We start from the raw sequence: 12,251 nt of genomic DNA on the forward strand, positions 1-12,251 counted from the left end.
ATTGCTCAAGAACTTGGGAAAAGATGGCTCACCGATATATTTCGGAACGCGCAGGGAGCCGTTAGAGCCTTTCGACCGGAATAATCATTACAGGCGGAAGTGGTTTAGAACGTCCCTGCCTGCCGGTAGAGCGGTTGCGAAGTGCGGATGTGATCGAATTATTTCTTCTGGCTCTGTTCGATCTGAGATTTTGAGGAGAGTGCCGCTTCGCGCAAGTCTTCGCTGGTATCGGTGTTGTCGATGAGTGACTGCAAGTCCGTCAGTGTGGTTTTGGCAGGTTCTCCCATCTGGCCAATGACCTTGATGGCCGCTAATTGAACGTCCGGGTCGGAATCGTTAATCGCGGCTTTGATGGCGTTCAACTGTTCTGGTGACTGTGATTCCAGATTTCCCAGGGCATAGATGGAAGTGAGTCGTGTATTCGGATCAGGGTGTTCTGTCAGACTGATTAATACGGGAATGGCTTTCTCACGATATTCGGGAAAATGCGTGAGTGTTGAGGCTGCATTGACCTGGGTAAACGGAGATTCGTCCTGCAACGCCTTCTCCAGCACCGGAGCAGCCTCTTTTGCTTCCGGACCCAGGCTGGCCAGATACATGCTGGCCAGTTCTCTGGCACCGGAATCGGTATGCGACATCGCATCTTTTAAAGTAGGGACGGCTGTTTTTCCAAATGCGATCAGTTTTTTATCGGCTTGTATCCATTCATCGGGATCCGGTTCTGTGCGAATTGATAACAGCTTCTCAAAAACAGCTTTGACTTCTGCCTGGGGGTCGACCGGTTCAGGAGTTTCCGCAGTTACTTTCTCTGTCGGTGCTGATGTCTCTGCTGAAGCAACAGTCGTCGAAGCAGGCGGTTTACTTTCGGAAGACGCTGGCTGCTGGCTGTCAGAAGTGGTGGCACTACCACAGCCCTTCAGAGAGAAGGCACACAAAACCAGACTTACGGCGAACACAACTCGAAACACTTGCATCTGACTGGAATCCATCCACTGAAAAAAATCTTCCTGAATCCTGAGAAGCTCGCATCATAGCGAATTCCCCGATCCGTGTGGATAGAAATTAAAAAATCCGGTTTCAATCTGCTGAAACAGCCCTGAATAACGGGAAATCGCCATTAACGCAGGTCCCCCCAAAGTGTTATACTTTCTGCTGATTCCTGTTCAAATCGTATTTTTCAATCACAGACTGCATCGAGGTTTCTCATGAGGCAGCTTATATATCTGGCCGGTTGTGTGGTAACCGGTTTCTCATTTTTTGTGACTCCCGCATCCGTTTATTCACAAAGCAGCGCTTATTTTCGCAATCAGCGTAATGATATGGTGACCCGCTATATCGAAGGGGAGGGAATCAAAAATCCGCGTGTTCTCTCCTCAATGCGCCAGGTTCCCCGGCATGAATTTGTCAGTTCGAATCTGAAACATCTGGCCTATCAGGATCTGGCGTTACCCATCGGCTATAAGCAGACGATCTCGCCTCCTTATGTTGTCGCCTATATGACAGAAACCATTGATCCACAGCCGGACGACAAAGTGCTCGAGATCGGAACAGGGAGCGGATTTCAGGCAGCCGTGCTGTCTGCGCTGGTAAAAGACGTTTATACCATCGAGATTGTCGAAGGCCTTGGTAAGAAGGCAGCCGTTCGACTGAAAAAACTGGATTATGACAACGTGCATACGAGAATCGGCGATGGGTATCTGGGCTGGCCGGAAGAAGCGCCCTTTGACAAAATCATCGTGACCTGTTCGCCGGAAAAAGTTCCTCAGCCTTTAATCGATCAGTTAAAAGAGGGCGGGATGCTGCTGATTCCACTGGGAGAACGCTATCAGCAGGTGTTTCATCTGTATCAAAAAGAACAGGGGCAGCTCAAGCATAAACGTTTAATTCCCACACTCTTTGTCCCCATGACAGGACGTTCCGAAGATAAGCGGGAAGTCAAACCGGATCCACTCAAACCGGAAATCGTAAACGGAAGTTTTGAAGTGGATGCCAACGCTGATCAGAAAGTCGATAACTGGCATTATCAGCGACGGGTAACCCGGATGACCTCGCAGGCACCGGAAGGGACCGCTTATCTGCAATTCGAAAATGACACGCCCGAACGACTTTCACAGATTCTACAGGGGATGGCCATTGATGGAGGCCACATAAATTCACTCGAGATCAGTCTGAAATTGAGTTATCTGAATACCGCTCAGGGCAAACAGGCTTTTCAGAAACCAGGAATTATCATCCATTTCTATGATTCGATTCGCCGCAATATCGGCCAGGCTTATCTGGGCCCATGGATTGGAAGTCGTGACTGGCATCTGGAAAAGAAAGTCATTTCTGTGCCGCCACAGACTCGGGAAGCTGTGATTCAACTGGGCCTGAATGGCGGAACAGGCGTTCTCAATGTGGATGACCTCAAAATAGAGAAGGTGAACTGAGTGTACAGTAATATTGAATCATTGAATTTACTCTTTTTAACGGGTTTCAGTAACGATCAATTATAACGGCCTGTTGTTGAGAGTCATGAATTCCTGTTGAAAGTAAGCCTGCCAGACCTTGGAAAATCAAACAGAGCCCCTAAAATACTGCTGTTATTCACATCTCTCACACGTTTTGAATACACCAGAATCTCATTCCTGACTCACTGAAGTCCTTGCCAGGGAATAAGATGTCTCAAAAGGGGGACAAGTTACAATCACAGGAAACAATGTTGTTTTCACGTGTGTTCCATGTGATTGGAATCTCCCGCCTTCACCAGAGATCAAAAACCCCACCTGTAATTGCGACCCACTTGGAAAAAAATGTCTTTACGTCAGTTTCAAATTCAACAACAAGCTTCTGGTGCGGTTTTTGAGCACCCAGAGGAAATCTATCCCCTTGCATCTCATTTTGGCTCTCCTGAAAAAGAATATCAGGCTGCCCGGGAATCGGCTGTAGTCTTTGACCTGAGTAATCGGGATCAGATCGAATTATCAGGTGCAGACCGGCAGAAATTCCTGCACAATTTTTGTACGAATGATATTAAGGGTTTGAAGCCTGATCAGGGGTGCGAAGCATTTATAACAAATGTCCAGAGTCGGATTCTGGGACAGATCAATGCATTTCTACATGAAGATTCGATCTGGATTGATACGGCACCCGGGCAGAGTGAGGAAATCACGAAACATCTGGATCGATATATCATTCTGGAAGATGCCCACCTCCTTGTGAGAACGCAGGAGTTCGGCAGTCTGTATCTCACAGGCCCGCGTGCGTCTGACATACTCAAGCAGCTTGAAATTGACGTCGATTCGCTTGAAGTGTTCCGGCAACTGAGAGTGAAAAACAGCGATGCCAGACTGACTGTGCGGCGTGTCGACTGGTTTGGCCAGCCGGGATATCTCTGCAGTCTGCAGTATGTGAAAATCGCCGAGTTCTGGAACAGTCTGCTTGAGGCAGGTGCTGTACCTGCAGGTCGGGAGACTTTCGACGCACTCCGAATCGAGTCACTTTATCCCATCTATGGGGTAGATCTTTCTGATGCGAACCTCGCTCAGGAAGCCAGTCGTACGGCACAGTCGATCTCCTTCAAGAAAGGCTGTTATCTGGGGCAGGAGCCGATCGCGCGGATTGACGCTTTAGGGCACGTCAATAAAGAGATTCGATCGATCGGGCTGGAGGGAACCTGGGTTCCACCTGTCGGTGCCACGGTAACCATTGGGGGAGACAATGAGCCTGAAGAAGCGGGTATTATTACTTCCTCAGCCAGGTCTTTTGGTAAATATCCCGCGGTGGCGATGGCCGTACTTCGCAAAAATGCTTATGAGCCTGGGACTGCAGTCGAAGTCGTCGCAGAGGATCAAAAGGCAAACGGAACGGTATTTACCGACCTGAATTGATCAGACAGATTCGCAATTTCTTGAGAGTTGATTGATCAGAACGCAGTGAAACGTCTGGGCGTGCGGTATAATCTGAATCAAAAACGGCGATTCAATTTATGATCCGCGAGCCACTCAAACTACAAATACGATTCCTCAAGCTCACGATGGCGCTCTTCGCGCTGGTGCTGTTAAGTCTAACCTGGAAGCTCTGGACGCCACAAACGCTCTTCCCACAGGTTCCCCTGTTTTCCCGTGTGTCCGGGTTACCAGCGAATACAGACTGGCTGTCGTTTGCCTGCATGGGGCTGTCTCTGATCAGCCTCCTGGTCTTGTCGGCAGCATCGTTGTTCATGAAGAAATCGGAGGGGGAATGTTGTCCCCGGTTTCAGAAGCTGTGTGGCTGTCTGTTTCTGCTGGCATTTTTGTGCCAGGTCATTTTTGATCAACATCGTCTGCAGCCCTGGGCCTATCAGTTTGCGCTGGGATTGCTGATTGTCACGGTGCTCAAACCGCAGCGTGCGATTCCGTTATTTCGTCTGTTTGTGATCAGTATTTATTTTTATTCTGCCCTCTCCAAATGCGATGCCAGTTTTGTTCAGACGCTGGGGCGTCAGTTAGCAGAGGGGCTGTTTTCCGCAGTAGGAATTTCAACCGCTTACTGGTCGAAACAGACTTTAAGCTGGATTGCTGCTTCCTTTCCCATCGGAGAGTTCCTGATTGCCTGCGGTCTGTTATTCCGACGTACTCGGCAATACGCGCTCTGGGCGGCCGTCGGAATGCACCTGACGCTGATGCTCGCGATTGGGCCTCTGGGATTGAATCATTACAAAGGCGTTCTCATCTGGAACATTTACTTCATTCTGCAGGATGTCTTTCTGTTTCATTCACGGTTTCAACTGCAGAAGCCCGCTGATTCTGTAGACATGCCCGCGGAGGATCGTGAAGCATTCCCCCCTTATTCCGGTTTGGAACGAGTCGTTCAGATTCTGGTCTGGCTGGTACTGCTGGCACCACTGCTGGAACCGACCGGCTATTTCGATCACTGGCCCAGCTGGGGGCTGTATGCCAGCCATCACGACCGCGTGGTCCTATTGATTGACGAGGAAGCAAAATGGGAGCTCCCCCCTGACCTGCAACCTTTTATTGATGCTCCTCAACCGTTAAGCAGCTGGTGCCGTGTGCGGGTCGAACGCTGGTCGCTAGCCGATCTGGGGGCACCCCTTTACCCGCAGGCGCGGTTTCAACTGGGAGTGGCAATCGCTGTCGGCAAAGCGGTCGAACAGAATCAAACACAGAATGGATCCCAACCACGCATCAGACTACTGTATGAAAGTGCCGCTGATCGCTGGTCGGGCAAGCGTAAAATCAGAGAGTATAACGGCTTATCCCAGATTGAGCCTTTGACTCGGGAATTTCTGCTGAATGCTTCTCCCCGCCCGTTCACGATGGAGTGACCAGAGAACCTTTTTAGCGAAAAACAGTCTCTCCTGTGTGCGTCGGTTGCAATTCGTAGTGTTTCAAAATACAACGGCTTTTCTGAAATGGAAACGAATTACAGGCTGTCATCCAGCGACTTATAGTTAAGCATTAATCTAGATTCGAGGCGTAAAATGGCTTTTATTAACGATCACTATCTCAAGCTCAAAGCGGGTTACCTGTTTCCGGAAATCGGACGTCGCGTCAATAAATTCTGTGAAGAGAACCCGAACGCGCCTGTGATCAAACTGGGAATCGGAGATGTGACCGAGCCACTGCCGGCTGCGATTCGTGAAGCCATGCACGCTGCCGTCGATGAGATGGGTGATGCTGGCAGCTTTCGTGGTTACGGCCCGGAGCAGGGTTATGGATTTCTGCGGGAAGCGATTGCAAAGAACGATTTTCAATCGCGGGGCGTCGATATTTCAGCGGACGAAATCTTCGTTTCGGATGGCTCCAAGTGTGATACCGGAAACATTCTGGATATCTTTGGTGCGAATAACAAAGTTGCTGTAACCGATCCGGTATATCCCGTCTACGTTGATACGAATGTGATGACGGGGCGCACAGGCGCTGCGGATGAAAGTGGCCGCTATGCGGGTTTGACCTATCTCCCGGTCACGGCTGAAAACAAATTTGTGGCCCCCCTGCCCGAATCACCGGTCGATCTGATTTACCTCTGTTATCCCAATAATCCCACGGGAACTGTGGCGACAAAAGAAACGTTGAAGCAGTGGGTCGATTATGCCCGGGCCAACGGTTCGATTATCCTGTTCGATGCCGCCTACGAAGCCTTCATTACCGATCCGGAGATTCCACATTCCATCTATGAAATCGAAGGTGCGAAAGATGTGGCGATCGAATTTCGGAGTTTCAGTAAAAACGCCGGTTTCACGGGAACCCGCTGTGCCTTCACGGTCGTTCCCAAGCAGTTGAAAGGAACCACTGCCAGCGGAGAGCCGGCAGAGATTCATCCGCTCTGGAACCGCCGTCATTGTACGAAGTTCAATGGGGTTTCCTATATCATCCAGAAAGGGGCGGAAGCCGTTTACTCTGAAGCGGGCAAAGAGCAGATTCAGGGGCTGATTTCCTTCTACCTGGAAAATGCACGGCTGCTTCGCGAAGGGCTGGAATCGGTGGGGATCTCCGTTTATGGCGGCGTGAATGCTCCCTATGTCTGGCTGAAAACTCCCGGCGAATCGACCAGCTGGGAATTTTTCGATGAACTTCTCCAGAAAGCACACCTGGTCGGAACCCCCGGCAGTGGTTTTGGAGCTTCCGGGGAAGGTTATTTCCGGTTAAGTGCATTCAATACCAGAGATAACATCAACGAAGCGGTCACCCGTTTTAAGAAAGTGGTTAGCTGAGCTGATCGTGGAGTTTTCCGGGAGAGGTGGCAGGAGAAAGCCCTGTTTTCTAGGAGAAGTATGCTTTATTCTAGACACTTCCCTTGAGATTCTCCTATAATTGATACTTTGAATTTGTCAAAGATCCTCTGTGCAAGAGGACGCCATGCAATCTACCACCTGCTAATTCGGGGGCAGACACAGCCAGCCGAATCTCGCCAGCTCGTATGGACTCTCCCGTTTAAACTCGTTTTCGTTGTTCACCGAAAGGTATTTCTTATGTCAAAATGGCAACTCACTGCCTGTTTATGTATCGCGTTTTTCGGTGTTTCCGCTTCGGCGAACGCACAAAATGAAAAAGCAGATTCCGGTAAATCAGGGCTCAAAGACCAGAAGCAGAAAGTCAGTTACGGAATCGGCTATAATCTGGGTCAGAACCTGATGCGGGATCAACTGGATCTGGATCCGCAGGTTCTGGCAAAGGGCATTGTCGATGCCATGACTAAGCAGAAGCCTCAAATGACGGAAGACGAAATTCGTGCCACCCTGATTGCCTTCCAGCAGGAACTGCGTCAGCAGCAGGAAGCTAAGATGAAAAAAGCTCAGGCTGAAAATGTGGCCAAAGGTAAAAAGTTTCTGGAAGCCAATGCGAAAAAAGAAGGTGTGAAAACCACCAAGAGTGGCCTGCAGTACAAAGTCATCAAATCGGGTAAGGGAAAAACTCCCGGTCCCCAGGACAGCGTCACCACACATTATCGTGGAACTCTGATCGATGGCACTGAGTTCGACAGCTCTTACAAACGCAACGAGCCAGCAACGTTTCCTGTGAGTGGCGTGATCAGCGGCTGGACAGAAGCACTGCAGCTGATGAAAGAAGGGGATAAATGGCAGCTGTTTATTCCCAGCGATCTGGCTTACGGAACACGTGGTTCAGGACCAGACATCGGACCCAACGAAGTGCTGATCTTCGACATCGAACTGCTTAAGGTCAACTGATCTGAGCCGATCGATTTTTCGATCAGAGAATCTCAAACAGGAAACCGACGTACTTCAGGGTACGTCGGTTTTTTTGCGTCTGGCTTGTAGCCGACTGTTTGTAGGGATTGCAGGGATTATCGGGTATGGGGCGTGCAGTTTTTCATGCATCAACAGTATTTTATCGAGATCAAAGTTCGTTGATGTGGCGTTTTGTAAGCTAAGGTTCACGGAGTCTCTCAAACAATTGTGTTGATCTACATACTCCGCCAACTTTAAAAAGTCACTGAGCCATGCCAGATACAAAACTACAAGATTCAGACGAGCTTTTACACGAGATCCAGCAGTCACAGGCGCAACCCACCTGCTCTGAATGTGGGACGTATGAGCCCTGGGGACTCTCTTCGTGGTGCCCCCGATGTGGATACTATCCCAAGCTGGGAAAATGTGTGGGTCATACAGACGTAGAGGGGCAACCACTGACACAACCCTCTCAGCCTCAGAATATCTGGGAACTGATTCCCGCCTGGGGGTGGGTGCTGGGGGTGGGAACCATCGCTGTTATCGGGCTGAGCGTTGCCGGTCGCTTCTATTGTGAAGATCCCGGACAACTCTGTCTCTGGACGATCACCCAGGCGACCGTCGGGCTGATCATGTTTTTAATCGGGCATTTTACTGCGTACCTGAATGCGGTTTCCCGATCGGTTGAGTTCAGCATCTTAAGTATCATCATGACACCGTTCAAAATCTGGCGGCCTGCGATCCATCGTTTTCCTAAAGGTGCCTGGAAAATCGATCTGGCAGTCTGGGGGTTAACTCTGGTCGTTGGTGCCTTTGCGATCGTTGGCGGTTTTGAATTCGATTCCCTGTTCAAAGACTGGGGCGTCAAAAAATCGGCCAATGTCAATCTGCTGGCTTCCGTTGTTGATCAGGCCAAGTCGGCAGACAACGAAGGTGGCGCAGATAATCTGGAAGATGCATTAAACGACTTTGCCGGCGGTACGGAAGAGGAAGAAGCGAAAGCAGCATCAGCCAAAGCAGCCGCTGCGAAAGCGGCAGCGTCGGCAGCAGTGGTACCGGACAAAGAAAAAGAGCCCAAAACAGAACCCGAACCAGAACTCCAGACGGTACCCATGAAAGAGTTTGACTGTCTGGTGGTAGGCTATTCGGCATTGCCTAATGGAACCATTGATGCAGTTCTGCTGGCCTCCTCGTACAATAAACATCTTGTCTATGCAGGATACATTCGAGGCAGTGATCTTCCCGAAGAAATCCGACTGGAATGGCAGAAACGTCTGCCGCAATTGAAACAGAAAAAGCCTTTTGTTGAAACCAGTCAGGTGGCAACCTGGATCAAACCCCGGATTACACTGAAAGTCAGTTCCGAAGGCTGGACCGATACCACACATCGGTTGATCAAGCCTCAGTTTGACTCGGTTCTACAGGAAATCAGCCTGGACTGAATTAGACTGGATCTGGAATAAAATCAGGCCTCGCTGAGTCGATCAGCGAGGCCTTTTTTCTGCGCGATCAAGTCTTCTTTCTGGTTCTGAGTCTGGATACCTGTTATCCGTCTGCCTGCCTGCTAAAATATCGGTAGACATTATTCTCTGGAACCAGACGGACAGACAGGCAATGAAACCCGAATTAGAACGTTACAGTCGACAGGTCCTTTTTTCAGAACTGGGCGAAGCAGGTCAGACGCGTTTGATGCAGAGCAGTGTGCTGCTGTGCGGCTGTGGTGCACTGGGGACCGTGCTGGCAGAAACTCTGGTCAGAGCGGGTGTCGGTCATCTCAAAATTGTGGACCGGGATTTCGTAGAGATCAGTAACCTGCAGCGACAGGTTCTGTTTGATGAGTCGGATGTCGCCGCGAAACTTCCTAAAGCAATCGCTGCCGTCGAAAAGCTCAAAAAAATCAACAGCACAGTCCAGATCGAAGCGGTTGTCGAAGACATCGATCACACTAATATTCTGGGGTTAGCTGAGAACGTCGACCTGATCCTGGATGGGACCGATAATTTTGAAGTCCGCTATCTGATCAATGATGTTTCACTGGAACTGGGTATCCCCTGGATCTACTGTGGCTGCATCGGCAGTACCGGCCAGACGATGACGATCCTGCCGGGCAAGTCGGCCTGTCTGCGGTGTCTGATTGATTCCGCTCCCGAACCAGGCAGTACCGAAACCTGCGATACCGCGGGCATTCTGGGGCCGACCGTCAATGTGATTGCCTCCCTGGAAGCCGTGGATGCCATCAAGCTGCTCTCCGGCCAGGTCGAACAGATCAAACCCGTGCTGACGGTGATCGATGTCTGGGATGGATCGTTTCGACAGATGAGTGTCGCCGAGCTGAGGGAGAAAGGAAAATGCAAAGCCTGTCACCAGGGGGAACGAATCTGGCTGAACGGAGAACAGGGTTCCCGCACGACGCGACTCTGCGGCCGCAACGCAGTTCAGGTTTCTCCCGCGGACAAAGGGAAAATAGCTTTTGAAGAACTGGCAGTAAAATTACAGAATTCAGGCACCGTTGACGTGAATCCCTATCTGCTGCGGCTGAATCTGAAGAACCCCGATTATGAAATCAGCCTGTTTCGGGACGGCAGGGCAATCATCAAAGGGACCGATGATCCATCCGTTGCCAAGACCATCTACGCCCGCTACATCGGCAGTTGAAACGCATCGGCATCATTCGAGAGTCGCTATTCTGCCCCCCGCATTTCCGCCTGATATTTCAGAAATGCCTGAACCATTTCCGCGCGGATGCGCAGCATCAACTCACGGGTTAACAGACTCGAATGGTCTTTGCCCTGGTGAATCTCAACTACAGCATCGGCATCCAGCTTATCCAGCGTCTGCTTGAGCAATTCGGTGGCACCATTCAGGTAGAAGGTGTCCTGGTCTCCCATGAAGACATGAATCTTTCCCGCAAGTTCGGGTGCCAGCTGTTTCCAGTTTGATTCCAGGATCAGGCGGATGTCGTATGCTTTCCAGGCTTCTGCCACTTCGGCATTGATGGCACCGGTCTCCCAGTCATAGAGCTTCAGCGGTTCGCCGTCGCCGCGGGGGCTGAAGACTGCTTCAAAACTGCGGAGCTGTCCGCCTGGTCCGAGCACCTGTTCCATCTTCGCGAAAGGTTCGAACCAGAGAATGGGCTGGTTGCCTCTGCGGGCGATCGGACGGAGCTGATTCTTCGCATCTCGATAGACGTTGCTCCCCGGTTCGTAGATGTTGATCTGCTGGAAGTCGCGAAAGTCAACCGGGTCGGGAGCAGTACTCCACGTACCCCCGAAAACAGTCGGGTAAGTGACCTGCAGCCAGAGGGACGACCATCCCCCGGAAGAGTGTCCGGTTAAGAACCGGGCGCGTGAATGAGGAATGGCGCGAAATGTTTTCTCCAGCTCCGGTATCAGTTCCGTAGTCAATGCTTTTCCGACAGGTCCGTTGGTAGCGGAATCGGCAAAGACGTGATGTCCCCAGCGACACTGCGGGTTGAGGAGTACGCGGATGAATTCAACGCCGCCGGCGTTCTGCTCTGCAATCGGTGCCTGCGGCAGGCCGCGCTGATGATCGCCGCCAAAACCGGGAATGGAATAGATGACCGGGTACTTGCGCTGAGGCTGCTGGTAATAACTTTGGGGCAGGATCACACTGGCTTCCAGGCTCGTATCCTGACCGTGAAACTTCGATAACAGCGGCGATCGTATTTTGAAATGTTTGATCCACTCGGTTTCGTGAAACGGTTTTTCCGGAACCAGTTGATCAATGGTGAAACTCGGAATACTTGACCTCAGGGCACCGATCAGCTGTTGAGCCTGGCTGAAGCCGTTTCCTGGAGCGGTGCCGATTTTAGGATCGGTTGTGTTAAAACGAGCGACCGCCTGCGCGTGATATCCGGCCAGATCCATTTCCGCTAACGGCTTCGGATAAGAGAGCAGCCCTTTCGTTTCAGGTCCCAGCGCGAGTGGTTCGCCTGGCTGCCAGTTGGTCACATCACAGGCAATGAAGGATTCCGGTTGAAACCAGGAGGGCCCCAGCCTCGGTTCGCGTCCGGACTTGTTAAAAATCAGATAAACGCGGCCCGTAAACGGTTCCGGGTGAATCGATTTCAGAAAACGGACCTGAAAGTGATTTTCGGCTGCCACGGATTCACGAGAAAAACCGTAGAGCATGACAAACGTCACTATGAGTAACAGCAGAGAGTACCGAAATCGTGGATTCATGGGGAATCGGACCTGTCAAATTGTTTCAAAGTCGAACGCGAGTCAATAAAATCCGAGTGTATTTTAACCCGCAAACTGTATAAGAAAAGCAGCTTCCCTGAAAGGCGATTTTCACCATGACAGAGAATCCTTCCCGTCTGGAAGAACTCATCGCACGTTTAACCCAGGTAGAATCTGTCTTGATGCACCTCCAGCACGATGTCGAACAGTTGGATGAAGCAGTACTGCAGCAGAATCAGATCGTGGATACATTGAGCAAATCTCTGAAGCTCCTGGATTCGCGACTGGGAGTATTGGAAGAAGACGGCGAGGGCCCCGATCCAGTACAGGACAAGCCGCCACATTATTAGACGGTGTCCCGTTTTTCACTAAAAACGCAG

At 50.8% G+C, this 12,251-nt stretch carries 10 protein-coding genes; 8 read left to right on the top strand and 2 right to left on the bottom strand.

Translation table 11 applies throughout. The annotated features are described in order from the left end of the window. Positions 1-158: 158 nt before the first annotated feature. Complete coding sequence (locus ACN0YN_RS19730; protein WP_417386729.1) at positions 159-974, bottom strand: HEAT repeat domain-containing protein; 816 nt, start codon at positions 972-974, stop codon at positions 159-161. Between the two features lie 231 nt (positions 975-1,205). Here ACN0YN_RS19730 and ACN0YN_RS19735 point away from each other — a divergent pair, with 231 nt between their 5' ends. From ACN0YN_RS19735 to ACN0YN_RS19765, 7 genes are all read left to right on the top strand, one after another. Then, on the top strand, positions 1,206-2,429 hold the full coding sequence (locus ACN0YN_RS19735; RefSeq protein ID WP_417386730.1) for a protein-L-isoaspartate(D-aspartate) O-methyltransferase: 1,224 nt from the start codon (positions 1,206-1,208) through the stop codon (positions 2,427-2,429). 363 nt (positions 2,430-2,792) lie between these two features. Beyond that, positions 2,793-3,869, top strand: a complete 1,077-nt coding sequence (locus ACN0YN_RS19740; RefSeq protein WP_417386731.1) for a YgfZ/GcvT domain-containing protein — start codon at positions 2,793-2,795, stop codon at positions 3,867-3,869. A 98-nt stretch (positions 3,870-3,967) separates the two neighbouring features. Further along, the gene (locus ACN0YN_RS19745) at positions 3,968-5,305 is read left to right on the top strand and encodes a hypothetical protein (RefSeq protein ID WP_417386732.1); all 1,338 of its coding nucleotides are present in this window, start codon (positions 3,968-3,970) and stop codon (positions 5,303-5,305) included. 156 nt (positions 5,306-5,461) lie between these two features. After that, a complete protein-coding gene (locus ACN0YN_RS19750) occupies positions 5,462-6,694 on the top strand; it encodes an LL-diaminopimelate aminotransferase (protein WP_417386733.1) in 1,233 nt (410 codons plus the stop codon). 258 nt (positions 6,695-6,952) lie between these two features. Then, positions 6,953-7,669: an FKBP-type peptidyl-prolyl cis-trans isomerase gene (locus ACN0YN_RS19755; protein WP_417386734.1), complete on the top strand. Its 717-nt coding sequence runs from the start codon at positions 6,953-6,955 to the stop codon at positions 7,667-7,669. Positions 7,670-7,941: 272 nt separating this feature from the next. Further along, the gene (locus ACN0YN_RS19760) at positions 7,942-9,111 is read left to right on the top strand and encodes a hypothetical protein (RefSeq protein ID WP_417386735.1); all 1,170 of its coding nucleotides are present in this window, start codon (positions 7,942-7,944) and stop codon (positions 9,109-9,111) included. A 172-nt stretch (positions 9,112-9,283) separates the two neighbouring features. Further along, the gene (locus ACN0YN_RS19765; protein ID WP_417386736.1) at positions 9,284-10,324 is read left to right on the top strand and encodes a ThiF family adenylyltransferase; all 1,041 of its coding nucleotides are present in this window, start codon (positions 9,284-9,286) and stop codon (positions 10,322-10,324) included. Between the two features lie 26 nt (positions 10,325-10,350). Here ACN0YN_RS19765 and ACN0YN_RS19770 read toward each other — a convergent pair whose 3' ends face one another. Further along, positions 10,351-11,871, bottom strand: coding sequence for an alpha/beta hydrolase-fold protein (locus ACN0YN_RS19770; protein WP_417386737.1), 1,521 nt, complete (start codon positions 11,869-11,871; stop codon positions 10,351-10,353). A gap of 116 nt (positions 11,872-11,987) precedes the next feature. Between ACN0YN_RS19770 and ACN0YN_RS19775 the strand changes: the two genes are divergently transcribed. Next, entirely contained in the window at positions 11,988-12,221 is a 234-nt protein-coding gene (locus tag ACN0YN_RS19775) for a SlyX family protein (protein WP_417386738.1), read from the top strand. The last annotated feature ends 30 nt before the right edge of the window (positions 12,222-12,251 follow it).

This window comes from Gimesia sp. (assembly GCF_048260065.1).
GTDB lineage: Bacteria > Planctomycetota > Planctomycetia > Planctomycetales > Planctomycetaceae > Gimesia.

Excerpts from the sequence above, each read along its gene's own strand:
- ACN0YN_RS19730 (WP_417386729.1), bottom strand. The coding sequence starts at position 974 with ATGCAAGTGTTTCGAGTTGTGTTCGCCGTAAGTCTGGTTTTGTGTGCC.
- ACN0YN_RS19735 (WP_417386730.1), top strand. The coding sequence starts at position 1,206 with ATGAGGCAGCTTATATATCTGGCCGGTTGTGTGGTAACCGGTTTCTCA.
- ACN0YN_RS19740 (WP_417386731.1), top strand. The coding sequence starts at position 2,793 with ATGTCTTTACGTCAGTTTCAAATTCAACAACAAGCTTCTGGTGCGGTT.
- ACN0YN_RS19745 (WP_417386732.1), top strand. The coding sequence starts at position 3,968 with ATGATCCGCGAGCCACTCAAACTACAAATACGATTCCTCAAGCTCACG.
- ACN0YN_RS19750 (WP_417386733.1), top strand. The coding sequence starts at position 5,462 with ATGGCTTTTATTAACGATCACTATCTCAAGCTCAAAGCGGGTTACCTG.
- ACN0YN_RS19755 (WP_417386734.1), top strand. The coding sequence starts at position 6,953 with ATGTCAAAATGGCAACTCACTGCCTGTTTATGTATCGCGTTTTTCGGT.
- ACN0YN_RS19760 (WP_417386735.1), top strand. The coding sequence starts at position 7,942 with ATGCCAGATACAAAACTACAAGATTCAGACGAGCTTTTACACGAGATC.
- ACN0YN_RS19765 (WP_417386736.1), top strand. The coding sequence starts at position 9,284 with ATGAAACCCGAATTAGAACGTTACAGTCGACAGGTCCTTTTTTCAGAA.
- ACN0YN_RS19770 (WP_417386737.1), bottom strand. The coding sequence starts at position 11,871 with ATGAATCCACGATTTCGGTACTCTCTGCTGTTACTCATAGTGACGTTT.
- ACN0YN_RS19775 (WP_417386738.1), top strand. The coding sequence starts at position 11,988 with ATGACAGAGAATCCTTCCCGTCTGGAAGAACTCATCGCACGTTTAACC.